This window comes from Micromonospora sp. NPDC005979 (assembly GCF_040614415.1).
Classification (GTDB): Bacteria; Actinomycetota; Actinomycetes; order Mycobacteriales; family Micromonosporaceae; genus Micromonospora.
On the sequence record NZ_JBEXUR010000004.1, the window covers coordinates 146123 to 170880 of the forward strand.

General features: G+C 73.0%; 23 protein-coding genes. 20 read left to right on the forward strand and 3 right to left on the reverse strand.

Translation table 11 applies throughout. From position 1 onward, the window contains the following. Positions 1-50: 50 nt before the first annotated feature. Genes ABZ272_RS09570 through ABZ272_RS09580 form a run of 3 tightly spaced genes read right to left on the reverse strand, consistent with a single transcriptional unit; the run spans position 51 to position 2681 of the window. Positions 51-728 (reverse strand): VTT domain-containing protein, encoded by a 678-nt coding sequence (locus ABZ272_RS09570; protein ID WP_355049457.1) that lies wholly within the window; start codon positions 726-728, stop codon positions 51-53. After that, entirely contained in the window at positions 725-1444 is a 720-nt protein-coding gene (locus ABZ272_RS09575) for a glutamine amidotransferase (RefSeq protein WP_355049458.1), read from the reverse strand. The genes ABZ272_RS09570 and ABZ272_RS09575 overlap by 4 nt, the downstream gene beginning before the upstream one ends. Next, complete coding sequence (locus tag ABZ272_RS09580) at positions 1434-2681, reverse strand: MurT ligase domain-containing protein (protein ID WP_355049616.1); 1248 nt, start codon at positions 2679-2681, stop codon at positions 1434-1436. Before ABZ272_RS09580 ends, ABZ272_RS09575 begins: the two co-directional genes overlap by 11 nt. Before the next feature lie 355 nt (positions 2682-3036). On the opposite strand from ABZ272_RS09580, the gene mraZ reads away from it, so the two are divergent. From mraZ to ABZ272_RS09680, 20 genes are all read left to right on the forward strand, one after another. Further along, entirely contained in the window at positions 3037-3468 is a 432-nt protein-coding gene (mraZ, locus tag ABZ272_RS09585; protein WP_355049459.1) for a division/cell wall cluster transcriptional repressor MraZ, read from the forward strand. Between the two features lie 205 nt (positions 3469-3673). Continuing rightward, positions 3674-4714, forward strand: coding sequence for a 16S rRNA (cytosine(1402)-N(4))-methyltransferase RsmH (gene rsmH / locus ABZ272_RS09590; RefSeq protein ID WP_355049617.1), 1041 nt, complete (start codon positions 3674-3676; stop codon positions 4712-4714). A gap of 58 nt (positions 4715-4772) precedes the next feature. Then, positions 4773-5378 (forward strand): hypothetical protein, encoded by a 606-nt coding sequence (locus ABZ272_RS09595; RefSeq protein WP_355049460.1) that lies wholly within the window; start codon positions 4773-4775, stop codon positions 5376-5378. A 3-nt stretch (positions 5379-5381) separates the two neighbouring features. Further along, on the forward strand, positions 5382-7610 hold the full coding sequence (locus ABZ272_RS09600; RefSeq protein ID WP_355049461.1) for a penicillin-binding protein 2: 2229 nt from the start codon (positions 5382-5384) through the stop codon (positions 7608-7610). 52 nt (positions 7611-7662) lie between these two features. Beyond that, on the forward strand, positions 7663-9225 hold the full coding sequence (locus ABZ272_RS09605) for a UDP-N-acetylmuramoyl-L-alanyl-D-glutamate--2,6-diaminopimelate ligase (RefSeq protein WP_355049462.1): 1563 nt from the start codon (positions 7663-7665) through the stop codon (positions 9223-9225). Next, entirely contained in the window at positions 9222-10619 is a 1398-nt protein-coding gene (gene murF / locus ABZ272_RS09610) for a UDP-N-acetylmuramoyl-tripeptide--D-alanyl-D-alanine ligase (RefSeq protein WP_355049463.1), read from the forward strand. The genes ABZ272_RS09605 and murF overlap by 4 nt, the downstream gene beginning before the upstream one ends. Next, entirely contained in the window at positions 10616-11740 is a 1125-nt protein-coding gene (mraY, locus tag ABZ272_RS09615) for a phospho-N-acetylmuramoyl-pentapeptide-transferase (protein ID WP_355049464.1), read from the forward strand. Before murF ends, mraY begins: the two co-directional genes overlap by 4 nt. 553 nt (positions 11741-12293) lie before the next feature. Further along, positions 12294-13706 (forward strand): putative peptidoglycan glycosyltransferase FtsW, encoded by a 1413-nt coding sequence (locus ABZ272_RS09620; RefSeq protein WP_355049618.1) that lies wholly within the window; start codon positions 12294-12296, stop codon positions 13704-13706. Then, complete coding sequence (gene murG / locus ABZ272_RS09625; protein ID WP_355049465.1) at positions 13706-14812, forward strand: undecaprenyldiphospho-muramoylpentapeptide beta-N-acetylglucosaminyltransferase; 1107 nt, start codon at positions 13706-13708, stop codon at positions 14810-14812. Before ABZ272_RS09620 ends, murG begins: the two co-directional genes overlap by 1 nt. Further along, complete coding sequence (murC, locus tag ABZ272_RS09630) at positions 14809-16371, forward strand: UDP-N-acetylmuramate--L-alanine ligase (protein ID WP_355049466.1); 1563 nt, start codon at positions 14809-14811, stop codon at positions 16369-16371. The genes murG and murC overlap by 4 nt, the downstream gene beginning before the upstream one ends. Then, positions 16368-17186 (forward strand): FtsQ-type POTRA domain-containing protein, encoded by an 819-nt coding sequence (locus tag ABZ272_RS09635; protein WP_355049467.1) that lies wholly within the window; start codon positions 16368-16370, stop codon positions 17184-17186. Before murC ends, ABZ272_RS09635 begins: the two co-directional genes overlap by 4 nt. 247 nt (positions 17187-17433) lie before the next feature. Further along, positions 17434-18549, forward strand: a complete 1116-nt coding sequence (ftsZ, locus tag ABZ272_RS09640; protein WP_355049468.1) for a cell division protein FtsZ — start codon at positions 17434-17436, stop codon at positions 18547-18549. Positions 18550-18558: 9 nt separating this feature from the next. Next, positions 18559-19302, forward strand: coding sequence for a YggS family pyridoxal phosphate-dependent enzyme (locus tag ABZ272_RS09645; RefSeq protein ID WP_355049469.1), 744 nt, complete (start codon positions 18559-18561; stop codon positions 19300-19302). A 188-nt stretch (positions 19303-19490) separates the two neighbouring features. Then, positions 19491-20210, forward strand: a complete 720-nt coding sequence (sepF, locus tag ABZ272_RS09650) for a cell division protein SepF (RefSeq protein WP_355049470.1) — start codon at positions 19491-19493, stop codon at positions 20208-20210. Between the two features lie 30 nt (positions 20211-20240). Next, complete coding sequence (locus tag ABZ272_RS09655) at positions 20241-20546, forward strand: YggT family protein (RefSeq protein ID WP_355049471.1); 306 nt, start codon at positions 20241-20243, stop codon at positions 20544-20546. Between the two features lie 44 nt (positions 20547-20590). After that, positions 20591-21394, forward strand: coding sequence for a DivIVA domain-containing protein (locus tag ABZ272_RS09660; protein ID WP_355049472.1), 804 nt, complete (start codon positions 20591-20593; stop codon positions 21392-21394). 80 nt (positions 21395-21474) lie between these two features. After that, positions 21475-22266, forward strand: coding sequence for a hypothetical protein (locus tag ABZ272_RS09665; RefSeq protein ID WP_355049473.1), 792 nt, complete (start codon positions 21475-21477; stop codon positions 22264-22266). Between the two features lie 5 nt (positions 22267-22271). Beyond that, positions 22272-22583 carry a DUF167 domain-containing protein gene (locus tag ABZ272_RS09670; protein WP_355049474.1) on the forward strand — a complete coding sequence of 104 codons (312 nt, stop codon included), beginning with the start codon at positions 22272-22274 and terminating at the stop codon, positions 22581-22583. Between the two features lie 22 nt (positions 22584-22605). Then, positions 22606-24105: a potassium/proton antiporter gene (locus ABZ272_RS09675; RefSeq protein ID WP_355049475.1), complete on the forward strand. Its 1500-nt coding sequence runs from the start codon at positions 22606-22608 to the stop codon at positions 24103-24105. A gap of 224 nt (positions 24106-24329) precedes the next feature. Continuing rightward, a complete protein-coding gene (locus ABZ272_RS09680) occupies positions 24330-24749 on the forward strand; it encodes a TraR/DksA C4-type zinc finger protein (protein WP_355049476.1) in 420 nt (139 codons plus the stop codon). Positions 24750-24758 lie beyond the last annotated feature (9 nt).

The following is a 24758-nucleotide window of genomic DNA, read 5'->3' on the forward strand; positions in this document are numbered from 1 at the left end:
CGCCCCTTGGCAGGGGTTTGATCCCCACCACAACTCCATGATCGACCCGGTCAGGTTTGGCGGCGGTGGCGGTTGGCGCGCCACCACTGGTGAACGAGCACGAGGCTGGCGATCAGGCCGAGGCTGGCGGGGGCGGCGGCGTACCAGTTGACGTGCCCGGGGGAGCTGACGGCCGCGCCGATCGCCGCGTAGCCGAACGCGGTCGGCGCGGAGGCGATCACGCTGCCGGCCAGGAACGGCAACACCCGCGCGCCGGTCGTGCCGTAGCCGTAGCTGACCAGGCCGAACCCCGCGATCGGCAGCAGCCGGACGGTGACCACCCCGAACACGCTCTGCCGGGCGAACCAGCCGTCGAGGCGGGCCAACCGACCCCGTACCCGTTCGGCGACGAACTCCCGGCCGAGCAGCCGGCCCACGGTGAACCCGATCGCCGCGGCCACCAACGCGGCGCCCAGGGCGTACGCGGCACCCTCCAGAGGGCCGAAGATCGCGCCCGCGGCGAGCGTCACGAAGGTGCGGGGGACCAGCGCGACCAAAAGCAGCGCGCCGCCGAGGATCGCCGCCACCGGGGCGAGGTCGCCCAGCTGGTCGGCGAGCGCCGGCAGCCGCGCCGGGTCCGGGCGGGGTGCCAGGAGCAGCAGCAGCCCGCAGCCGCCGATGAGCGCGACCAGCAGGGCGAACCGAGCGGCCGACGGCTGCCGGAGCAGCCGTCGGACAGCGCGGATCATGCCCGGGCGGCGGCCACCGCTGAGCGGCGCTCGTTACGGAGCCGGTCGGGCCAGGTGTCGTCCAGCGGCGGGAGCTGGTGTGCCCCGGTGGCCCAGCGCAGCAGGAGGTCGGCCAGGGCTGGGTTGCGCGCCAGCGCGGGACCGTGCGAGTAGGTGCCGAGCAGCTTGCCGCGCCAGGCGCCCTCGGTGGCGCCGTCGTTGCCGATCCCGGCGGTGACGCGGGCCAGGGGGGCGACCTCCGGGCCGAGGTGGGTACGGCCACCGTGGTTCTCGAAACCGGTCAGCGGCGGCAGGCCCAGCCGAGGGTCGATCTCACCGGCCAACTCGCCGACGGCCCGGCTCTCGCCCCGGTCCGACCGCAGGTCCAGCAGCTCCAGGCCGCGGCACTGCACACCCTTGGCGAAGAAGGACGTCCCGAGCAGCTGGTAACCGGCGCAGACACCGAAGACCACCGAGCCCTGGGCGACCGCCCGGTGCAGACCGCCGTCCGCGATGAGTCGCTGCGCGCCCAGCGCCTGCGGGCCGTCCTCGCCGCCGCCGACGAGGTAGATGTCGGCCGTCGACGGCAGTTGCTGGTCGGAGCGGACCTCCAGCACCTCGACCGGCATGCCGCGCTGGCGGGCCCGCCGGGCCAGGATCAGCGCGTTGCCCCGGTCGCCGTAGGTGGACAGCAGATCGGGGTAGATCCAGACGATACGCAGGCTCTCAGTTGACACGGTCCAACTCCGCTCGGATGTCCTGGAACGCGGTGTAGTTCGCGATGACCTCGAGCCGGCCGGGCGGGACCGACCGGACGGCGTCGTCGAACGTGCGGACGTGCTGGAAGGGCACGTCGTTGACGTCCAGCCGAACCGCCAGGTCGTATGCCCGGTCACCGGTGATCAACACCTGCCGGCCGCGGAGCGGGGCGAAGTCGACGTCGAACAGCCAGGAGGTGTCCAGCCCGTCGGGGTCACGCGCGTTGATGGAGAGCAGGGTGGGCGCCTCGTCGGCCATGTCGAACGCCTCCAGCCAACTGGCCGGGTTCTTGGCCAGCAGCAGCCGGATGTTGCGCCCGTCCCGGTCGACCTGCGCGTACCGGCCGGCGACCGAGGTCACGATGCCGAGGCGGCTCACCGCGTCGACGGGGCGTACGCCGAACTCGGCCGCCACCGCCAGCGCGGTCGCCGCGTTGCCCAGGTTGACCTTGCCGGGTAGTTGGAGGGAGACCTTGTGCCAGGCCCCGGTGGGGTCGAGCACGCCCTCGTCCTCGACGACCCAGTTCGGCTCGGGGCGGCGCAGCGCGCAGCCGGTGCACCACCACTGCTCACCGGAGCGGGCGATGGTGGAGCCGCACTCCGGGCAGACCCAGGAGTCGTCGTGCCAGCGCTGGCCGGCGCTGAACCAGGTCACGTGCGGTGGGTTGATGCCGCGGGCCGGGTCGGCCGGCGGGGTGGCCGCCCAGACCACCATCGGGTCGTCGGCGTTGGCCACCACCCGTACGTCGGTGTGCCGGACCAGGGCCGCGCGCCAGAGCTGCGCCATCATGGCGACCTCCTTGGCGCGGTCGAGCTGGTCGCGGGAGAGGTTGAGCAGCGCGACCACGTGCGGCTCGGTCGACTCGAGCACCTGGGCGAGGTAGTGCTCGTCGACCTCCAGCACGGCGTACGGGGTGCTGCCGGCCTTGGCCAGCGCCGAGGTGTGCCCGCTGGGCATGTTGGCGCCGAACGAGTTGGTGGCGACCCGGCCGAGCACGCCGACCGCGGCGGCGGTCAACCGGGTGGTGGTCGTCTTGCCGTTGGTGCCGGAGACCAGCGCGATGGCGCGGCCGGCCGACAGGTGCGCCAGCAGGTCCGGGTCGATCTTCAATCCGATCCACCCGCCGATCACCGAACCGTCGCCACGGCCGGCGGCCCGGGAGAGCGCCGCGGCGGTCCGTGACACGGAGCTGGCCACCTTGGCCCGTAGGGGCATTTTCGCGTCCGTCACGCGAGCGAGGTTACCGGACCGCCGACCTCGCCAGATCGCCGCCGACGGTGAACCGTTCGGCCGTGGCATCCCGGCGGGAGGTCGGCGCGCGCTCGGCCGGACGGAGTCGATCAATGTCGGAAAGCGGACCACGCCGGGCGGCCGGGCCGGCCCTCCACTCCGCTCCACCCCCTGTGACGTGCGGTTTCACGCGCGGACCGGACGCGCCACGCGGGCGAATCTGGTTGCAGGTGGAGGGAAGTGGAGTAGAGTGGGGCCCAATGGTGAGGCCGGGAGGGCTCACCGGCCCGGGGGGTCAGCGGCGCCGCGAACGCCGCTCAAGGGCGAGGGGGTTGGGCCGATGTTTCTCGGCACCCATACCCCGCGCCTGGACGAGAAGGGCCGGTTGATCCTTCCGGCCAAGTTCCGGGATGAGCTGGCGGGGGGTGTCGTGGTCACCAAAGGGCAGGATCGCTGCCTCTATGTCTTTCCGACGCCCGAGTTCCAACGGATCGCGGAGCAGTTACGCGCGCAGCCGATGACGCACAAGGCGGCCCGGGCCTACAGCCGGGTCTTCTTCGCCAGCGCGCACGACGAGGTGCCGGACAAGCAGGGCCGCGTGACGATCCCCGCGCATCTTCGTGAGTACGCGGCGCTCGACCGGGACCTGGTGGTCATCGGCGCGAGCACACGGGTCGAGATCTGGGACAAGGTCGCCTGGGAGACCTACCTCGCCGAGAGCGAAGACGACTTCGCCGACATCGAGGAGGGGGTGCTGCCCGGCGGTCTGTAGGGCGGAACGGCGCCCGACGTACTGCGAGATCTCCAGCCGCTTTCGAGTTCCTGGCATCACTTCCCCGGTGCCAGGCGCACGATCCAGGAATCCGGCGGAAGTCGGTGTCCGGCGGGAGCGGATGGGGATCTGGCGGTACGACGGGAGCGCCGTCGCCACGGCAGGCGCGCGAGAAGAACGGACGTTTCAACCAGTGGGGGTCATCATGGGGGAGTTGCGCGGCACGCACGTGCCGGTGCTGCTCGAGCGGTGTCTCGAGCTGCTGGCCCCCGCGCTGGGTCGAGGCGGCCGGACGGTGCACGTCGACGCGACGCTCGGCTTGGCCGGTCACGCGGAGGCGGTGCTCGAAGCGCATCCGGAGACCGTCCTGATCGGGCTCGACCGGGACACCGAGGCGCTCGCCCACGCACGCGTGCGGTTGGCGCGGTTCGCCGACCGGGTGCACCTGGAGCACGCCGTCTACGACGAGCTGCCCGACGTGCTCCAGCGGCTGGGTTATCCGGGCATCGACGGGATCCTGTTCGACCTGGGTGTCTCGTCGCTGCAACTGGACGCGCCCGACCGCGGGTTCGCGTACGCGCAGGACGCGCCACTGGACATGCGGATGGACCAGACGCGGGGGACGACCGCCGAAGAGGTGGTCAACACGTACGGCCATCCGGATCTGGCCCGGGTGCTGCGGGTGTACGGCGAGGAGAAGTTCGCCGGGCGGATCGCCTCGGCGATCATCCGGGAGCGCGAACGGGCCCGGATCACCTCGTCGGCGCGCCTGGCCGAGCTGGTCCGGGAGTCGATTCCGGCACCAGCCCGACGAACGGGTGGGCACCCGGCAAAGAGAACGTTTCAGGCTTTACGGATCGAGGTAAACAGAGAGCTGGCAGCGCTGGAGACAGCGCTGCCGTCCGCGCTCGACGCACTGACCGTGGGCGGTCGCATGGTGGTCCTGTCCTACCACTCGCTGGAGGACCGGCTCACCAAGGCGGCGCTCGCGGACCGGGTCCGCAGTAAGGGCCCGGTCGACCTCCCGGTCGAGCTGCCCGGGTCCGGTCCGACGTTCCGGCTGCTCAGCCGGGGCGCCGAACTGCCCGGGGAGGCGGAGGTCGCCGCGAACCCGCGCGCCGCTTCGGTGCGGTTGCGGGCCGCGGAGCGACTTGACCCGAACGCGACAGAGCAGGGGCGGACCGACCGCGAACGGTCTCGCCGACGGGTGAAGGGAATGCACCAACCGGGCACGGGGTCCGCCTGATCCGTGGGGGGTCAGGGGCGCCGCGACCGGCGAGGGACGGACGTTGAGGGGGAGGGACATGAGCATTGACAAGCGCGACCGCCGGGACGTCACCGGCGGCGGGCAGCGCGCACCGCGGTCGGGGGGCCGGACCGCGGCGGAGCGAGCTCCGCGCGTGGAAAACGGTACGCCACGCATCGATCGAGTGAGTCGGCAGGGGGAGACTCGCGCCCGGGGGGCGCGCGAGTTCCCGACCCAGGGCAGTGCCGCGCTGCGTCCGGCCGAGAAGGCGGCCGCCACGGCGGCAGCCCGCTCGCCGCGGCTGCGGGTGGCGCCTCCGCCACCGGTGTCGGTTCCGCGCGCGCCGTTCGCGGCGCTGATCGTGGTGCTGGTGGTCGGCGGGGTGTTCGGCATCCTGGCGGTCAACACCAAGATTAATGAGAACGCGTTCCGGTTGGAGAAGCTGCAGCAGCAGCAGGCCCGACTGGACCTGGAGAAGCAGCAGCTCGACAAGGAGATCGCCGACGCCAAGGCGCCGGGGAACCTGACCGCCGAGGCCCGTCGGCTGGGTCTGGTGGACGCCGGTGAGCCGGCGTACATCCGGATGCCGGACGGCAAGCCGATCGGCGTGCCCAAGCCGGCGACCGGCGAGCCGTCGGTCACCAGCCAGGGCGCGGGAGGCTGACCGGTGCCACCGAGGTCGGACGAGCCGCGCCGGGACCCCACGGGGTCCCGGCGCGGTTCTCGCCGTGATGCCGCCGACTCCGAGTCGCGCACGGGTGACTCGGGGATCGGTGGCATCTCCGGCGCTCGGGCGTACACCCCGCGGGGGCGGACGGTCCGCGAGGAGCGCGGCACGCCCGCGCGCGGCGGGAATGCCGAGCAGCGGCGTACCCCTCGGGGCAGCACCCGGTCCGGCGACCCGTTCCGGCCGGCGTTGCAGGTGCTCGACGGCGGCCGGGCCGCCGCCCGCGCCGGCCGGCGGGACGCTCCGGCGGCCGGCCGCAGCGGCGTCGTGCGCACCGTCGCGCCCCGGACCCCGCGCGGCGCCCCCGGCGACGTCCCGCCGCCGCGTCGCCGCACCACGCCTCGCGCGCCCGGTCGCGGCGACCGTCCGGCGGCCCGCCGGCCGTCCCGCAAGCCGCCCCGCCCGCCGAAGCTCGCCGACCCGCGGCTGCGGCTGCGCCTGGGCACCGTGCTCACCCTGGCGCTCTTCGTCGCCATCGGCGTGCGGCTGATCTTTCTGCAGGCGGTCGACACCCCCGCCTACGCCGGTGGTGGCGTCGCCGACCGGACGCGCACGGTCGAGCTGCCCGCGCCGCGCGGCGCGATCTACGACTTCCGGGGCGAGCCGCTGGCGCACAGCGTCGAGGCGCGGTACGTGTTCGCCGACCCGACGCTGATCGAGGACCGATCCAGCCCCGGGTGGATCGGCGCCGACGCCACCGCCAAGGCGCTCTCCCCGTTGCTCGGCATTCCCGCCTCGAAGCTGACCGAGCTGATGAAGCCCCGCAAACTGGAGAACGGCAACGCGTCGCGTTTCGAGTACCTGGCCCGGGGGGTGGAGATCCCGACGGCCAAGCAGGTGTTGGATCTGGACCTGCCCGGCATCGGCGTGCACCGCGACGAGCGCCGGGAGGTGCCCGGCGGCGACCTGGCGGCCAACCTGATCGGCTTCACGAGCCAGGACATGGACGGCCTGGAGGGGTTGGAGGCCCGCTACGACGACCTCCTCTCCGGGCAGGATGGCCGGCGGGTGTACGAGGCCGGCCTCGGTGACCTCGCCGCGCCGATCCCCGGCGGCTACAGCAAGACGACCCCGGCCAAGCCGGGCAGCTCGATCGCGCTCACCATCGACCGGGACCTGCAGTTCCGTTGCCAACAGATCCTCAGCGCGGGGATGGCGGGGCAGAAGGGCGCGACCGCCGCGGCCGTGATCATCGACGTCGCCACCGGCGAGGTGCGGGCCCAGGCCAGCGACCCCACCTACAACGCCGCCAAGCCGACCCCGAGCGACCCGGTCGCCCGGGAGGACGCCGCGACCAGCTTCGTGGTCGAGCCGGGCTCGGTGCACAAGGCCATCACCTACGCCGCCGCGCTCCAGGAGGGGGTGATCACCCCGGACACCACGCTGCCGATCGCGAACAGCATCAAGATGGGTGACACCTGGTTCTCGGACACGCACCCCGCCAACGGCAAGAAGATGAGCATTCCGGGAATGCTGGCCTTCTCGTCGAACGTCGGGGCCATCACCGTCGCCGACAAGCTCGGCAAGGACCGGCTGATCGACTACCAGAAGCGGTTCGGGTTGGGGCAGCCCACCCGCGAGGGCCTGCCCGGCGAGGCCAGCGGCCGGCTGCTGCCGGCCAGCGAGTGGAGCGACTCGTCGTACGGCTCGGTGCCGATCGGGCACAGCGTCGACGCCACGCCGTTGCAGATGGCCGCCGCGTACGCCGCGATCGCCAACGACGGCACGTACGTGCAGCCGCACCTGGTCAAGGAGACGATTGGGCCGGACGGCAAGCGGACCCCCGCGCCCGCGCCGGTCACCCGCTCCGTGCTCAGCCCGCAGAACGCGGCGGCGCTGCGCACCATGCTGGAGGCGGTCACCACCGTCGAGGGCGCCACCGGCACCACGGCCGCGGTCTCCGGCTACCGGGTCGCCGGCAAGACCGGCACCGGGTGGCGTCGGGTCGACGGCAAGAGGCAGCCGGGCGAGGTGTCCTCGTTCATCGGCATGGCCCCCGCCGAGAAGCCCCGGTACGTGATCGCGGTCTTCGTGTACGCCCCCGGTGGTGGTGGCGCGGCGATCGCCAACCCGGCGTTCCGGGAGATGATGCAGTTCACGCTGCGTCACTACCGGGTGCCGCCGTCCCCGAGTGGTTCCGCACCGAAGTTCGTGGTCTATCCGCGCTGAGCGGCGTGGGCGCGACATCATCGGTGAGTGCCGACGAACCACCGGGGCGGCTGTGCGGCCGGAACCGGACGACCGGGTAGGGTCTGACGCCGTGCCCGGCAATCCACGTCCACGTACCGTGACCGGCGTCCGGCTCGGTGATCTCGCCGCCCGGCTCGCCGTCGACCTTCCGGCGGACGCCGCCGACGTGGTCGTCACGGGTGCCACCCATGCGAGCCAGGAGGTCCGCCCCGGCGACCTGTACGCGGCCCTGCCCGGTGCCCGCCGCCACGGCGCGGAGTTCGCCGCCGGCGCGGCCGAGGCCGGCGCGGTGGCCCTGCTGACCGATCCGGCCGGCGCGGAGCTGGCGGCGGCGAGCGGCCTGCCCGCTGTGGTGGTCCCCGATCCGCGCGCGGTGCTCGGCGAGCTGGCGTCGGCCGTGTACGGCGACCCCACCGCCGACCTGACCGTCATCGGCATCACCGGCACGGCCGGAAAGACGTCCACCGCGTACCTGGTCGAGTCGGGCCTGCGCGCCGCCGGGCACACCACCGGGCTGATCGGCACCGTGGAGACCCGCCTCGGCGACCTGGTGATCGACAGCGTGCGGACGACCCCGGAGGCGACCGACCTGCACGCGATGCTGGCCACCGCGCGGGAGCGTGGAGTCACCGCCGTCGTCATGGAGGTGTCCAGCCACGCCCTGGCGATGGGCCGGGTCGGCGGGGTGCGGTTCACCGTGGGCGGCTACACCAACTTCGGCTCCGACCACCTGGACTTCCACGCCGACAGCGCCGACTACTTCGCCGCCAAGGCGCAGCTCTTCGACGGGCGGTGCGCGGTCGAGGTGCTCAACCGCGACGACCCGGCGCTCACGCCGCTCTACAAGCCGGCGACGGTCAGCTACTCGGCGGCCGGCGACCCCACGGCGACGTGGTGGGCCGACGGTGTCGACGGCGAGGGGTACGCCCAGCGGTTCACCGCCCACGGCCCGGACGGTGTGGTCGTGTCCGCCGGGGTGGCGCTGCCCGGCCGGCACAACGTGGCCAACGCGTTGCTGGCCATCGCCGCTCTCGTGGGCGCGGGTGTCGACCCGGCCACGGCGGCCGCCGGTGTGGCCGCCTGCGGTGGCGTGCCCGGTCGCCTGCAACTCGTCGACGTCGCCGGGCCGGTTCGCGGGGTGGTCGACTACGCGCACAAGGCCGACGCGATCGTGGCGGCGCTGGCCGCGCTGCGGGAGCTGAGCGTCGGCCGTCTGATCTGTGTCATCGGCGCGGGTGGCGACCGGGACCGGGGCAAGCGGCCGGTGATGGGCGCCGCCGCCGCCGAGGGGGCCGACGTGGTGCTGGTGACCGACGACAACCCGCGCACCGAGGACCCGGCCGAGATCCGCGCCGAGGTGCTCGCCGGGGCGTACCGGGCCGACACCGCGGCCCGGATCATCGAGGTGGCCGGTCGGCGGGACGCGATCGACGAGGCGGTCCGACTGGCCGAGCCAGGCGACGTGATCGCTCTGCTCGGCAAGGGCCACGAGCGGGGCCAGGAGGTGGCGGGCGAGGTGTTCCCGTTCGACGACAGCACCGAGCTGGCCGACGCGCTGCGGGCCCGCTTCGCGGACCGGGCGGGTCAGCGGTGATCGCCCTGACCCTGGCCGAGGTGGCCACGGCCGTCGACGGGCGGCTCGTCGCCGCCGACCCGGCCGCCACCGTCACCGGTTCGGTCGAGTTCGACTCGCGCAAGGTGGGGCCCGGTTCGCTCTTCGTGGCGTTCCCGGGGGAGAAGGTCGACGGGCACGACTACGCGACGACGGCCATCGAGGCCGGCGCGGTGGCCGTGCTCGGCACCCGTGCGGTGCCCGGGGTGCCGATGGTGCTGGTCGACGACGCCCTGACCGCGATGGGTCGGCTGGCCCGCGCGGCGGTGGACCGGCTGCCCGAGCTGACCGTGGTCGGGGTGACCGGCTCGTCCGGCAAGACCACCACGAAGGACCTGATCGGTCAGCTCACCGCCCGGCTCGGCGCCACGGTCGCGCCGCCTGGCTCGTTCAACAACGAGCTGGGTCACCCGTACACGGCTCTGCTGGCCGGGCCGGACACCCGCTACCTGGTCATGGAGAAGGGCGCGCGGGGCATCGGGCACGTGCGCTACCTGTGTGAGCTGGTGCCGCCGCGGATCTCGGTGGTGCTCAACGTCGGCACGTCGCACATCGGTGAGTTCGGCTCACAGGAGGCGATCGCCCAGGCCAAGGGCGAGCTGGTCGAGGCGCTGCCGGCCGACGGGCTGGCCGTGCTGAACGCCGACGACCCCCGGGTGGACGCCATGGCGAGCCGTACGCATGCCCGGGTGGTCCGCTACGGCGAGGCGCCGGACGCCGACCTGCGTGCCGAGGACGTCACGCTCGACGAGCGGGGGCACCCGTCGTACACCCTGGTCACGCCGGAGGGAAGCGCGCCGGTACGGCTCGCGCTGACCGGCCGCCACCAGGTCGGCAACACGCTCGCCGCCGCCGCGGTCGCCCGGGAGCTGGGCATGCCGCTGGCCGAGCTGGCCACGGCGCTCGGCGAGCTGGGGCTGAAGTCCACCCGGCGGATGGACGTCTTCGACCGGCCCGACGGGGTGACGGTCATCGACGACTCGTACAACGCCAACCCGGCCTCGATGGCGGTCGCGCTCCGGGCGCTTGGCAGCCTCGGACGGGAGAGGCGTACCGTCGCGGTGCTCGGTTACATGGCCGAGCTGGGCCCGTTCGAGCGCGACGGCCACGCCGAGGTCGGCCGGCTGGCGGCCGAGCTGGGTGTCGACCGGCTGCTCGTGGTGGGCGAGCCGGCCGCGCCGATCCACGAAGGCGCGACAGCGGTAGCGAACTGGGGAGGAGAGTCGGTGCTGCTCACCGATCAGGCGGCGGCCGTCGAGGTGCTGCGGGGCGAGCTACGGCCGGGCGACGTCGTCCTGGTCAAGGGCTCCCGGTACCGGACCTGGGAGGTGGCCGACGCCCTGCGCGCCGACGCCGCCGAGGAGGCCAGTCGATGAGGGCCATCATCGTCGCCATCGGGGTGGCCTTCGTCGTCTCGCTGTTCTGCACCCCGATCGCGATCAAGGTGTTCACCCGGCTCAAGGCCGGCCAGCCGATCCGGTCCGACGGCCCGGCCATGCACCAGGGCAAGAAGGGCACGCCGACGATGGGCGGCGTGGTCTTCATCCTGGCCACGGTCATCGCGTACGTGGCCGGCCACCTGGCCCTGACCACGCTGCCGGACGCGCAGATCGCGCAGGTGGAACCGACCATCACGGCGCTGGTGCTGCTGGGGCTGATGGTGTTCTCCGGCGCGGTGGGCTTCCTCGATGACTTCCTCAAGGTGCGCAAGCGCAACAGCGCCGGCCTCAACAAGCGCGGCAAGCTGCTCGGTCAGATCCTGGTCGGCGCGGTCTTCGGCGTGATCGCGCTGTGGTTCCCGAGCACGATGACCGACGCGACGGGCCGGGCCACCAACACCCAGACCGTGGGCAGCACCACGCTGAGCTTCATCCGGGACATCGACTTCCTGGAGGTCAGCAAGGTCGGCGCGGTGATCATCTTCATCTTCGTGGTGATGGCCGCGACGAACGGCGTCAACCTCACGGACGGCCTGGACGGTCTGGCGACCGGCGCCTCGGTGATGGTGCTCGCCGCGTACGCGCTGATCGCGTTCTGGCAGTACCGCCACTGGTGCGCCGACCCGAGCTACTCCCAGCCGTACTGCTACGAGGTCCGTGACCCGTTGGAGATCGCGCTGATAGCCGGGGCCGCCGCCGGGGCATGTGTGGGCTTCCTGTGGTGGAACACGTCCCCGGCGCGGATCTTCATGGGTGACACCGGGGCGCTGGGGCTGGGCGGCCTGATCGCCGGCATGGCGATGTCCACCCGGACCATCCTGCTGCTGCCGATCATCGGCGGGCTCTTCGTGATCATCACGATGTCCGTGGTGATCCAGATCATCTCCTTCCGGACCACCGGGAAACGGGTGTTCCGGATGTCCCCGTTGCAGCACCACTTCGAGTTGGCCGGCTGGAGCGAGGTCAACATCGTGGTCCGGTTCTGGATCATCGCCGGCATCGGCGTGGCCATCGCTCTGGGCCTGTTCTACAGCGAGTTCCTCGCGAACATGACCTGACGCCCTAACCCCGCCCCGCCCCGCCCCGCCCCGACCTCGCCCTGGCGCAGGCCGGGGCGGGTGTGTTGCTGGGCAGGGGTTGGGACAGGGGCTGGGTGGCCGGGTGGTCGGCACGTCCTTTGCTCTGCTTCAACGGAGGCGACACTCCGGTGACCAAACTGTTGCCTGGGTTGAAGCAGAGCAAAGGACGCGGTGGAGATGGGCGCCCCCCGGCCCCCGGCCCCCGGCCCCCGGCCCCCGGCCCCCGGCCCCCGGCCCCCGGCCCCCGGCCCCGGCCCCGTCCACGGCCGCGCGCACTGCCCGACACGCCCGGTGCGGCGTTGTGGGCCTGTCGGGCGCGCCGAGCGGTGATGATGTCCGGGTGGGGGAGGAACGAGAAACCGAGGACAGGACAGTCGGCCGGCCGCGCCGCCCGTCGACCGTGGAAGCGGGACGCGGCACGGAGGTAGGCAAGCAGCCGGACGAGACCCGCGGCGCGGAGCCGGGTGCGGTACGGCGGGACGTGGCAGCGGAGACGCCGGCGCCGCTGCGCGGGCTGGACGCGGCCGGTGGACTGGCCGCGCTGCGGGGTCTGCTGGACCGGCCGCTGGCCTCCTACTACCTGTTGCTGTCCAGCGCCGGACTGCTGCTGCTCATCGGGTTGACCATGGTCTTCTCGGCGACCAGCGTGAAGGACTACGCCGAGGACGGCAACGCGTCGGCCTCGTTGACCAAGCAGGCCATCTTCGCGGTGATCGGCATCGGGGCGTTCTGGGCGTGCCAGCGGCTGCCCGCCAGCACCTACCGTTCCCTCGGTCGGCCGCTGCTGTTCACCGCGGTGGCACTGCTGCTGGTGCTCAATGTGCTGGTCGCGTACGGCCGGCTCGCCAACCTGAAGTCGGTCACGTTCGGGCCGATCGAGGCGCGACTGAACTGGCTGTTCGTCGGTGGGATCCAGCTCCAGCCCTCCGAGTTGGCCAAGTTCGCGCTGGTCCTCTGGGGCGCGCACGTGATCGCTCGCAAGGGGGCAGCGCTGGGCTGGTTGCGGGAGCTGGCCACCCCGCTCTTCCCGGTGATGGGCCTGCTCTTCGTGCTGGTCGGCTACAACGACACCGGCACGATGCTCTGCCTGCTGGCCCTGGTGGTCGGCCTGCTCTGGGCCGCCGGCGTGCGGATGCGGGTCTTCGGCGCGCTGACCGTGGCCGGTCTGCTCGGCGTCGGCCTGCTCATCGCGGTCGCCTCGCTGGGCGCCGGTTCCGGCGAGCGCGGCGCGGACAACTACCGGCTGGCGCGGCTGACGTCGTTCATCAACCCGCCCGACCCGCAGGAGTGCAAGCTCGACGGCTGCCTCCAGCTCTACCAGGGCCGGCTGGCCATCGAGCACGGTGGCTGGTTCGGCGTCGGGCTGGGCAAGGGCAGCGTCAAGTGGGACTGGCTGCCCGAGGCCCACAACGACTTCATCTTCGCGATCATCGCCGAGGAGTTGGGCGTGATCGGCTGTGCCGTGCTGCTCGCCCTGTTCGCCGTGCTCGCGTACACCGGTCTGCGGATCGCCCGGCGGGTCGACGACCCGTTCCGGCGGCTCGCCGCCGCCGCCGTCACGACCTGGCTGGTGAGCCAGGCGGTGATCAACATCGGCGGCGTGGTCGGGCTGCTGCCGATCACCGGCCTGCCGCTGCCGTTCATCTCCGACGGCGGAAGTGCCCTGGTCGTGACGTTGGCGGCGATCGGGATGCTGGCGTCCTTCGCCCGCGCCGAACCCGATGCGGCCAGAGCACTGCATGCCCGTCCGCCGGCCCGGTGGGTCCGACTACTCTGGGCCCCGTTGCCGCCGCTTCCCGGCCGGCGTCGCCGACCGGCGACGCCACCGGCGGCCCGAGGGCCAGTGCCCCGGGCGCGGGAGCGGCGGAAGGACGACCAGGCCGCACCACGCGGTGTCCGGCAGGGCCGGAGCCGTCAGGGTACGGCGAGCGAGAGGAGACGCTGATGGGTCCGCTGCGTTCGGTGGTGCTCGCGGGAGGTGGCACCGGGGGGCACATCTACCCGCTGCTCGCCTTCGCCGACTGCCTGCGCCGACACGACCCGGGCGTCCGGATCACCTGTCTCGGCACACCCAAGGGCATGGAGAACGAGCTGATCCCGCCGCACGGCTACGACCTGCGGCAGATCCCGGCGTACCAGCTGCCCCGGTCGGTCAACATGAACCTGGTCCGGACTCCGGGCCGGATGTGGACCGCGGCCCGCGCGGCGGGCAAGGTGATCGACGAGGTGCGCGCCGACGCCGTGGTCGGCTTCGGCGGGTACGTCTCGGTGCCGGCCTACCTGGCCGCGTGGCGGCGCGAGCTGCCGATGGTGATCCACGAGGTGAACGTGCCGCCGGGCGTCGCCAACCGCCTCGGCATGAAGTTCACCAAGAACGTGGCGGTCGGTTTCCCGCACCAGCCGAGTCAGGCCGAGTCGCTGCGGGACGCCACCGTGGTGGGTGTGCCGCTGCGCCGCAGCATCGCCTCGCTGGACCGGTACGCGATGCGCAACGCCGCCCGCGCCCGGTTCGGCCTCCGCCCGGATCTGCCGGTGCTCTTCGTGGCCGGCGGCTCGTCCGGCGCCCGCTCGGTCAACCTGGCGGTCTCCGGCGCGGCCAAGGAGCTGGCCCGCAACGGCGTGCAGGTGCTGCACGTGATGGGCGCCCGCAACGAGCCGGTGCCGATCCCCACCGACCTGCCGGTCCCGTACGTGACGCTGCCGTACCTGTCCGAGATGGAGCTGGGCTACGCCGCCGCCGACCTGATGCTGGCCCGGGGCGGGGCGATGACGGTCGCCGAGGTGGCCGCGATCGGCCTGCCGACGATCTTCGTGCCGTACCCGCACAGCAACCAGGAGCAGCGGCGCAACGCCCTGCCCGTGGTGGAGGCCGGCGGCGGTCTGCTCGTCGACGACGCGGAGCTGACCCCGGACTGGCTGGAGCGCGCGGTCATCCCGCTGATCCGTGACCCGCAGCGGCTGTACGCGATGGGCGCCGCGGCGTCCGCGTACGGGCGGCGCGACGGTGACGAGGCGCTGCGCTCGTTCGTCCTCGAGGCGGTGGCCCGGTGACCGCGCAGTTCACCCCGGCCGGCACGCTGACCGCCGAGGACCTGGGCGCCGTACACCTGATCGGCGTGGGCGGGGTGGGCATGCTCGGCGTGGCCCGGCTGCTGCTCACCCGGGGTATCCAGGTCTCCGGTAGCGACCTGCGCGAATGGCCGTCGCTGGCGGGCCTGCGGGCGCTCGGCGGCACCATCTACCTCAGCCACGAGGCGTCCAACCTGGACGGGGTGGACACGGTCGTCTACTCCTCGGCCATTCCGAAGGACCACCTCGAACTGGTCGAGGCCCGTCGCCGCGGCCTGCGGGTGCTGCATCGCTCGGAGGCCCTCGCGGCGGCGATGACCGGCCGCCGGGCGATCGCGGTCGCCGGTACGCACGGCAAGACCACCACCACGTCGATGGTGACGATGGTGCTCCAGCAGGCCGGCGTGGACCCGTCCTTCGTGATCGGAGGGGAGATCTCCGAGGTCGGCTCGGGCGCCCACCACGGGACCGGCGAGCACTTCGTGGTCGAGGCCGACGAGAGCGACCGCTCGTTCCTCATCTACCGCCCGTACGTCTCGATCATCACCAACGTCGAGCCGGACCACCTGAACACCTACGGCGACCTCGCGACGCTGGAGGCGGCGTTCGCGGAGTTCGCGCGGCTCACCGACCCGGGCGGCTTCATCATCACCTGCGCCGACGACCCGGGCGGTCGACGGCTGGCGGAGACCCTGCGCGCCGAGGGGCGGCGGGTGTTCACCTACGGCGCGGCCGAGGACGCCGACCTGCGGATGACCGACATCGCCTCGTCCGCGCGCGGTGTGCGCTACCTGGCCGCGATCGACGGACGGTCGCTGGGCGAGTTCCGGCTGCCGGTGCCGGGGCGGCACATGGGGCTCAACAGTGCCGCGGCGGTGCTGACGGCGTACCTGCTCGAACTGCCCCTGGAGGCGGCGGAGGCCGCGCTCGCGGTCTTCCCCGGCGTACGGCGGCGCTTCGAGCGCAAGGGCGTCGCGGACGGTGTGCTGGTCTACGACGAGTACGCCTACCACCCGACCTCGATCATGCTGGCGTTGCAGACGCTGCGCGAGGTGGCCGGGGACGGGCGGTTGATCGTCGTCTTCCAGCCGTACCGGCTGTACCGCACCCGCGACAACCAGGCGGAGATCGCCGAGGCGCTGGCCATCGCCGACGAGGTGGTGCTGCTGGAGGTCTTCGGGCCGGGCGAGCTGCGCCAGCCCGGCGAGGGCTCGGCGGCGCTGATCGCGGCGGTGGACCTGCCGGCCGACCGTAAGGTGTTCGTCGACTCGTGGGAGGCCGTGCCGGGCGAGGTGGCCAGGCGGGCCCGCACGGGCGACGTCGTGGTCACCATGGGCGCTCCACCGATCTCGCTGATGGGTGACGAGCTGCTGGCGGCGTTGGGGGCGCGTGCCGCCGGCTCCTCGGCGACCTCGGCCGTCGATCCGCTGGCGACGACCCCGGCGATCGGCCAGCCGGTGCCGGGCGGGTCCACGGCGGGTGGCGACGGGGCGGCCCTCGGCGCCGCCGCACCGGACGGCTCGACGCCCGCGGCCGGATGAGCCCCGGCCCCGCCCGTGGGCGGACCAGCCCTGGAGACGGCGGCTCTGGGCGGCGCGGCCCGGTCCGGCGTTGGCAGCTGGTCCGGGCCGGCAGCGACGCGGTGCCGGCGTCGACTCGCCGGTTCATGGCCCGCGCCCGGCAGCGCCGGATGCGGGCGGCGATGCCGTGGGCGGTGGCCGCCGGCGTGCTGGCGCTGCTCGGGCTGATCGCCTGGACGGTGCTCGGCACCGGACTGTTCGGTGTCCGGTCGGTCTCCGTCCAGGGCGCCGAGCTGGTCACGGACGTGCAGGTACGCGACGCGGTGGGGGTTGCCGACGGGGTGCCGCTGGCGCGGGTGGACCTCGCGGCCGCCGCCCGTCGGGTCGGTGGGTTGGCGCCGGTGGAGCGGGCCACGGTGTCGCGGGACTGGCCGGGCACGCTGGTGGTGAAGGTGACCGAGCGGACGCCGGTGGCGGTGGTGCCGCAGGCAGACGCGTTCGCCGTGATCGACCGCAGCGGTGTGGCGTTCCAGACGGTGGCTCGCCGCCCGGCCGGACTGCCGCTGGTGCGGGTGGTCCGACCCGCCGCCGCCGACCCGGACACCCGGGCCGCGCTGGAGGTGCTCGGCGCGCTCACCCCGCAGTTGCGTGCCGAGCTGGTGGAGGTGAGCGTGGAGGGTCTGGCCCGGATCAGCCTCCGGCTGCGGGGGAACCGCACGGTGGTCTGGGGCGACGCCACGCGGAGCGCGGACAAGGCCCGGGTGGCCACCGCGCTGCTCGGGGAGGACAGCGAGCGGATCGACGTGAGCGCGCCGGACGTGGTGACCTTCCGCTGACCGACTCAGCGGGCCGTGGACGTGACGAGTCGCGCTCCGGCCGGCGACACGCCGACCGGGTCCTTGGCTCATGGCGCGGCGGCGCTTACGTTGCCCCGAAGAGGATCAGTGGTTGACATAACTGTAAGCCTCTAGTAGAGGGTGAGGGTTCACCTCTGATCCTCGCTGGTGGCGCTGTCGTCGGCCGCTGGGCTGGCCACGCCGTACCCGGTCGGCCGAAGCCAATCTCGAAGGGAAAGGACCGGAGATGACACCTCCGCACAACTACCTGGCGGTCATCAAGGTCGTCGGCATCGGGGGTGGCGGCGTCAACGCCGTCAACCGGATGATCGAGGTTGGGCTCAAGGGCGTCGAGTTCATCGCGATCAACACCGATGCCCAGGCGCTGCTGATGAGTGACGCCGACGTCAAGCTCGACGTCGGCCGCGAGCTGACCCGCGGGCTGGGCGCGGGCGCCAACCCGGACGTCGGCAAGAACGCCGCCGAGGACCACCGCGACGAGATCGAGGAGGTGCTCAAGGGCGCCGACATGGTCTTCGTGACCTGCGGCGAGGGCGGCGGCACCGGCACCGGCGGCGCGCCCGTGGTGGCGAACATCGCCCGCAAGCTCGGCGCGCTGACCATCGGCGTGGTGACCCGGCCGTTCTCGTTCGAGGGCAAGCGCCGGCAGGTGCAGGCCGAGTCCGGAATAGACGAACTGCGTAACCAGTGCGACACCCTGATCGTCATCCCGAACGACCGGCTGCTGGCGCTCGGCGACCGCAACATCAGCATGATGGACGCGTTCCGCACCGCCGACCAGGTGTTGCTCTCCGGTGTGCAGGGCATCACCGACCTGATCACGACGCCGGGTCTGATCAACCTGGACTTCGCCGACGTCAAGAGCGTGATGAGCGGCGCGGGTAGCGCGTTGATGGGCATCGGCAGCGCCCGCGGGGAGAACCGCGCGGTCGAGGCGGCCGAGGCGGCCATCTCGAGCCCGCTGCTGGAGCAGAGCATGGACGGCGCGCGCGGCGTGCTGCTCTCCATCGCCGGTGGCTCCGACCTGGGCCTCTTCGAGATCAACGACGCGGCGCAGTTGGTCACCGACGCGGCCCACCCGGACGCCAACATCATCTTCGGCGCGGTCATCGACGACGCGCTCGGCGACGAGGTACGGGTGACGGTCATCGCGGCGGGCTTCGACGGCGGCACGCCGGCCTACAAGGCGGCCGAGCCGACCCGCAAGACCAATACCAACCAGCCGGCGCCGCAGACCACGCCGGTGCCGCCGCCGGCCACCCTGCCGGCCCCGACGCAGTCGCCCCGCCGGGTGCTCTTCGACGACGTGGACGTGCCCGACTTCCTCAAGAACGGTTCCTGAGCGCCGCCGATGACCGACAGCTCAGCCGCGGTACGACCGGACCGGCGCGCCGAACTCGCGGCCGGTCTGGCGACGGTACGGGCCCGGATCGCCGATGCCTGCGTCCAAGCGGCCCGGGACCCCGCCGACGTGACCATGATCGCCGTGACCAAGACGTACCCGGCCGGGGATGTGGTGGCGTTGGCCGGGCTCGGGGTGACCGACATGGGGGAGAACCGCGACCAGGAGGCCGCCGGCAAGGCGGCCGAGGTGGCCGCCGCCGGGGTACGTCCACGCTGGCACTTCATCGGGCAGTTGCAGCGCAACAAGGCCCGTTCGGTGGTCCGTTACGCCGACGTCGTGCACTCGGTGGACAGCGTACGGCTGGCCCGGGCTCTGGACGGCGCGGCGGCGCAGCGGGAACGGCCGCTGGACGCCCTGGTGCAGGTGAGCATCGACGGCGACCCGGCGCGGGGCGGCGCTCTGCCCGGGTCGGCCGACCCGGAGTCCGGCCTGGACACGGTCGCCGCGGCGGTCGCCGAGTCGTCGGCGCTGCGCCTGGCCGGCCTCATGGCGGTCGCGCCGCTGGGCTGGCCGCCGGACCGCGCGTTCGCCCGGCTGGCCGAGATCGCCGAGGCGTTCCGATCGGTCCATCCGGGAGCGACAGCGTTGTCGGCGGGGATGAGCGGCGACCTGGAAATTGCGATCCGCTACGGCGCGACACATGTCCGCGTCGGTAGCGCGTTGCTCGGAATGCGTCCCACGCTGCGGTAGCCTGACCGCGAGACAGGCAAATTACATCAGTGTTGTTTCAGGGACGGCCGATCCTGTGGGGGTCGTGACACGCGACGCGAATCGCATGTCACGGGATTGCCGTCCCGGTCCGATGGGCATGGTTGTCCACTCGCGACGGGCGACATGGCACGGGGGCGAGTGCCGCACGGCGGACGGAAGGGCGCGGGATGGGTGCACTGCGCAAGGCGGGGGTCTGGCTCGGTCTCGTCGAGGAAGACGACGAGCGGGCCTACGACGACGGTGACTACGACAAGGGTGGTTACCGTGACTCGCGCTACCGGCAGAGCCGGTACGCCGAGGAGTTCGCCGACGAGGACGACGACACCGAGGAGCCGCCGGCTCCCCGGGCGCGCGTGAGCGAGCGGGGCCGGCTCTCCGAGCGGTCGGCCGGGCGGCTCGCCGATTCCGACCGTGGCGACGCCGACCGGGCCGAGCGGGCTGAGCGCTCTGAGCGGGCCGAGCGGGCCGAGCGGGCCAGCGTACGGTCGATCACGCGGTCCTCGGCGAGCGAGACCTCGGGCGCGCTGACGTACCACACGCGCGACAACCTGGCCCTCGCGCCGCAGGCCGTGACGCGGGAGCGCGTGGCCATGCCCGAGGAGGAGCAGCGCTACCAGATCACCACGCTGCACCCGACCACCTACCGGGAGGCGCGCACCATCGGTGAGCACTTCCGCGACGGCGTACCGGTGATCATCAACCTCACCGAGATGGACGAGGCCGACGCCCGACGTCTGGTTGACTTCGCGGCCGGTCTGGCGTTCGGGCTGCGCGGTACGATCGAGCGCGTGACCAATCGGGTGTTCCTGCTCTCACCGGCCAATGTCCAGGTCACCGCTGAGGACAAGGCCAAGATCGCTGAGGGCGGTTTTTTCAGCCTGAGTTGACCCCGCCCGACCCGAGGGACGTCGCTGACCGTGTTGTCGATCTTGCTGCAAGTGTTGTACCTGGTCCTTTATGTCTTCCTGCTTCTTCTTCTGTCCCGGTTCGTGTTGAGCGCCGTCCTGCAGTACGGCCGCCGGTGGCAGCCGGGGCGCGGAGCGGCGGCAGGACTGGAATCCGTGTGGAGCGTCACTGATCCCCCTCTCAACGCGTTGAGGCGTGTGATCCCTCCGCTGCGAATTGGTACCGTGAGCATCGACCTGGCCTCCCTTGTGCTCCTGGTTATCCTGTTCGTGCTGATGGAGTTCGTGTTAGGGCCGTCGATCAGGGCATCTGCCTGATGACCGACGCGCTTTCGCGGCCGCAACTGACCCGAGGAGTTTCGATGCCGCTGACCCCGGCCGACGTACACAACGTCGCCTTCAAAAAGCCGCCGATCGGCAAGCGGGGGTATGACGAGGAGGAGGTCGACGCCTTCCTGGACGAGGTTGAGCGCGAGCTCGCCCGTCTCATCGAGGAGAACAACGAGCTGCGCGCCCAGGTGGAGCGCGGCGGCCGTGGCGGTGCCCCCGCCGGCCCCGGCGGCGACGCCCGACTGGCGGCGGAGCTCAACGATGTCAAGGCCCAGCTCGACCGGGTCCAGCGCGACAAGTCCGCCGCCGAGCAGGCCGCCCGCGCCATGCAGGCCGAGCTGGAGCAGGTCCGCGCGACCGGCGGCCCGGCCGGCGTCACCGGTGACGGTGAGCAGCAGGCGCTGCGGGTGCTGATGATGGCCCAGCGCACCGCCGACGACCACGTGTCCGACGCGCGCCGCGAGGCCGACTCGCTGCTGTCCGAGGCGCGGAGCAAGGCCGAGGAGGTGACCCGCGAGGCTCGCGCGAAGGCCGACGCCCTGGAGCGGGACGCCCGTCAGCGGCACCAGGAGGCCATGGGCGGCCTGGACGCCAAGCGCACGGCCCTGCAGAAGCACATCGAGGAGCTCAAGCAGTTCGAGCGCGAGTACCGCACCCGGCTCAAGGCGTACCTGGAGAGCCAGCTGCGGGACCTCGACGGTCGCGGCCAGGGCCTCGAAGCCGAGATGACCCGCTCCGAGGCAGGCCGGGTCGCCGGCGGCAACGGGCTGGCCGCAGCGGGCCTCGCCGGTTCGTACGGCGGCGGGCGCTCCGGCGCCCTCGAAGCCGGACGCTGAGCACCGGCCGGCGATCGTTCTCCGCAGATGGTGACGGTCGCCGGCCCCGCCTGGACGGTACGACGCGGCAGGGGTGAGCCGTGATAGTCGCGAGTCTCCTGCTCATCCTCGTCGCCGTGGTGCTGCTGGTGTTCGGCCTGGCCGGTGGCTCCAGCACTCTGTTGACCATCTCCATCGCGGCCAGTCTGCTGGCCGCCGTGGCGTTGGTGGTGGGCGCCCGCCAGGCAGCCGCCAACCGCGCCTCGGCGGATCCCGGCCGGGTCGGCCCGCGAGACCGCGGGGCATTCCGCACGGCCAGCCGGGCCGAGCCGGGTGCCGCGTACGGGCCACCGCTGGCCGAGCCGGATGTGCCGGTCCAGCACGTACCTTCGACGGTCGGCGACGGCGGCACCGGGTGGCGGCAACCACCCGAGCCGCCGTCCGACCCCGAGCCGGCGTACGACGTGGCCTCGCCGTACGAGCCGGCCCCGGCGGCTGACGGCGGAGCACGCACCTCGCCCGTCAGTCCGGCGTCACCGTTCGTGGCCCGCGCCGACGAGGCGTACCGGGCCGACGCCGGGGCCGCCGATCCGCTGGCCGCCGACCCGCTGGCTGCCGATCCGTTGGCCGCCGACCCGCTGGCCGCCGATCCGTTGGCCGACGAGCCCGCGGAGCAACCCATCACCCCCGCCGAGGCGGCCCGGATCTCCCGGCTGCCCGACTCCGTCGAGGTGGTGGACGGACGGCCCCGCTACCACCTGGCCGCGTGCCCGCACCTGATCGGCCGGACCCCCGAGACGCTTCCCGTCGCCGAGGCCGTCGAGCTCGGCTTCACGCCGTGCGCGGCGTGCGCGCCGGCCACCGCCCTGCTCACCGACGCCCGGCCGTTCTGAAGACTGTGCCGGTGCCCCCGCAGGACGCGCTCACCGTGGCGGTACGGGTGAAGCCGGGCGCCTCCCGCGACGCCGTCGGCGGTCGCTTCGACGGCCCGCACGGCCCGTCCCTGGTGATCGCCGTCCACGCTCCGGCGGTGGACGGTCGGGCGACGGAGGCGGCCCGCCGCGCCCTCGCCGCCGCGCTGGGCGTCCGGCCGGCGGCGGTGTCGCTGCGGACCGGCGCGGCCAGCCGGGACAAGCTCTTCCTCGTCGACCGGCCCACCCCCGAGCTGCCCGACGTGCTGCGCCGACTGCGCGACGGAGCCGCTGGGTGAGGACCGCCCGGGCCCGGCGACCGTGACGCCCGGGCTGGACATCGCGCTGTTGCTCGGCGCGGCCGTGCTGCTGGTGGCGGTTGGCGCGGTCCGGCTCTCGACCCGCCTCGGGGTGCCCAGCCTGTTGGTCTACCTGGCGCTCGGCGTGGCCATCGGCGAGGCCGGGCTCGGTATCCGCTTCGACGACGTCGACCTGACCCGGACCCTCGGCTTCTGCGCGCTGATCGTGATCATCGCCGAGGGCGGCCTCACCGCGCGGTGGAGCACGCTGCGTCCGGTGCTCGCGTTGGCGTCCGCGCTCTCCACGGTCGGCGTGGTCGTGAGCATCGTGGTGGTCGGCGTCGCCGTACACCTGCTGCTGGGTCTGGACTGGCGGTTGGCGCTGCTCTACGGCGCGGTGCTCTCCTCCACCGACGCGGCGGCGGTGTTCGCCACCCTGCGACGGCTGCGGCTGCCGCCGCGGCTGGTGGCCACCCTGGAGGCCGAGTCGGGCATGAACGACGCCCCGGTGGTGCTGCTGGTGGTGCTGCTGTCGCACTCCGGCTGGTCGCATCCGTGGTGGTACGAGGTCGGTCTGGTCTGCTACGAGCTGGGCGTCGGCGCGGCCGTCGGCGTGGGCGCGGGGCTCGCCGGCACCTGGGCGCTGCGCCGGGCGGCGCTGCCCTCGGCCGGCCTGTACCCGATCGCGGCGGTGGGGATCACCGTCCTGGCGTACGCCGCCGGCGCCGTGCTGCACGCCTCGGGCTTCCTCGCCGTCTACGTGGCGGGGGTGCTGCTGGGCAACGCCCGCCTGCCGCACCGACAGGCGATCCTCGGCTTCGCCGACGGGCTGGCCTGGCTCGCGCAGATCGGCCTGTTCGTGCTGCTCGGCCTGCTGGTCGCGCCCGGCCGGTTGGACGCCGCGGTGCTGCCGGCGGTGGTCGCCGGTCTGGCGCTGGTGCTGCTGGCCCGGCCGCTGTCGGTGGCGGTCTCGGCGTTGCCGTTCCGGGTGGGCCTGCGGGAGCAGACGTTCCTGTCCTGGGCCGGGCTGCGCGGGGCGGTGCCGATCGTGCTGGCCACCATCCCGCTCTCGCAACGGGTGCCGGGCGCGGAACGCCTCTTCGACGCGGTCTTCGTGCTGGTGGTGATCTTCACGCTGGTGCAGACCGGCACGCTCGGTCCGCTCGCCCGCCGGCTGGGGACCACCGCGCCGGCGGAGGCCGCCGAGATCCACGTGGAGACGGCGCCGCTCGAGCGGATGCGGGCCGACCTGTTGCAACTGGAGGTGCCGCCGGGCTCCCGGCTGGCCGGCGTGCACGTCGACGAGCTGCGGCTGCCGCTGGGCGCCTCGGTGACCCTGGTGCTGCGCGACGGGGTGGGATTCGTGCCCGGCCCGGACACCCGGCTGAAGACCGGCGACAGCCTGTTGATCGTCGCCACCGGTGGGGTACGGGACGCCGCCGAACGGCGGCTGCGGGCCGTCAGCCGACGGGGTCGGCTGGCCCGATGGTTTGGCGAGTACGGAGATGAAGCGGTCGGTTGATCTGCTAGCGTTCCCTTTGCCCCAGTTAGGCAGGGCTCGGGGCGGTTGAGCGGTGCGACGGTGCGCCACGTTGTCGGACGCCTGTACGTTCCGTATTCTTGCCAACCTCGGGAGTGCGCGGCCATTGTCGCCGTGCGCCCCTTTTCGTACTCAGGGGACGCCTTCGTCGGCGCCCCCTGACCAGGTGCCGCGACCGCGCGGCTCCCCGGCCGAGGGAGCGACCCATGGCGAAGCCAGCCGACACCAGGACCGCCGGCCGCAAGCCGGTGGCCAAGGCCACCCGCAGCGCGGCGGAGACCGAGAAGATCCGGGCGGCGCTGGCGGCGCGGCGGGACGAGCTTCGCGCCGAGTACGATCAGACGCTGAGCGAGATCACCGAGCTGCAGCGCGAGCGGTTGACGGACTCGGCCGGGGACGACCAGGCCGACACCGGCACCAAGACCTTCGAGCGGGAGCAGGAGATCTCTCTCGCCAACAGCATTCTGGAACGGATCACGCAGGTCGAGCGCGCCCTGGAGCGCCTCGACGAGGGTGGTTACGGCTGGTGCGAGCGGTGCGGCAACCCGATCCCGGTCGAGCGCCTCGCCGCCTTCCCGTCGGCCACCCTGTGTGTGACGTGCAAGCAGCTGGAGGAGCGGCGCTGAAGGCCCGGT

Coding starts and splice junctions, on each gene's coding strand:
- ABZ272_RS09570 (WP_355049457.1), bottom strand. CDS start 728: ATGATCCGCGCTGTCCGACGGCTGCTCCGGCAGCCGTCGGCCGCTCGG.
- ABZ272_RS09580 (WP_355049616.1), bottom strand. CDS start 2,681: ATGCCCCTACGGGCCAAGGTGGCCAGCTCCGTGTCACGGACCGCCGCG.
- mraZ (WP_355049459.1), top strand. CDS start 3,037: ATGTTTCTCGGCACCCATACCCCGCGCCTGGACGAGAAGGGCCGGTTG.
- rsmH (WP_355049617.1), top strand. CDS start 3,674: ATGGGGGAGTTGCGCGGCACGCACGTGCCGGTGCTGCTCGAGCGGTGT.
- ABZ272_RS09595 (WP_355049460.1), top strand. CDS start 4,773: ATGAGCATTGACAAGCGCGACCGCCGGGACGTCACCGGCGGCGGGCAG.
- mraY (WP_355049464.1), top strand. CDS start 10,616: ATGAGGGCCATCATCGTCGCCATCGGGGTGGCCTTCGTCGTCTCGCTG.
- murG (WP_355049465.1), top strand. CDS start 13,706: ATGGGTCCGCTGCGTTCGGTGGTGCTCGCGGGAGGTGGCACCGGGGGG.
- ABZ272_RS09635 (WP_355049467.1), top strand. CDS start 16,368: ATGAGCCCCGGCCCCGCCCGTGGGCGGACCAGCCCTGGAGACGGCGGC.
- ftsZ (WP_355049468.1), top strand. CDS start 17,434: ATGACACCTCCGCACAACTACCTGGCGGTCATCAAGGTCGTCGGCATC.
- ABZ272_RS09645 (WP_355049469.1), top strand. CDS start 18,559: ATGACCGACAGCTCAGCCGCGGTACGACCGGACCGGCGCGCCGAACTC.
- sepF (WP_355049470.1), top strand. CDS start 19,491: ATGGGTGCACTGCGCAAGGCGGGGGTCTGGCTCGGTCTCGTCGAGGAA.
- ABZ272_RS09660 (WP_355049472.1), top strand. CDS start 20,591: ATGCCGCTGACCCCGGCCGACGTACACAACGTCGCCTTCAAAAAGCCG.
- ABZ272_RS09680 (WP_355049476.1), top strand. CDS start 24,330: ATGGCGAAGCCAGCCGACACCAGGACCGCCGGCCGCAAGCCGGTGGCC.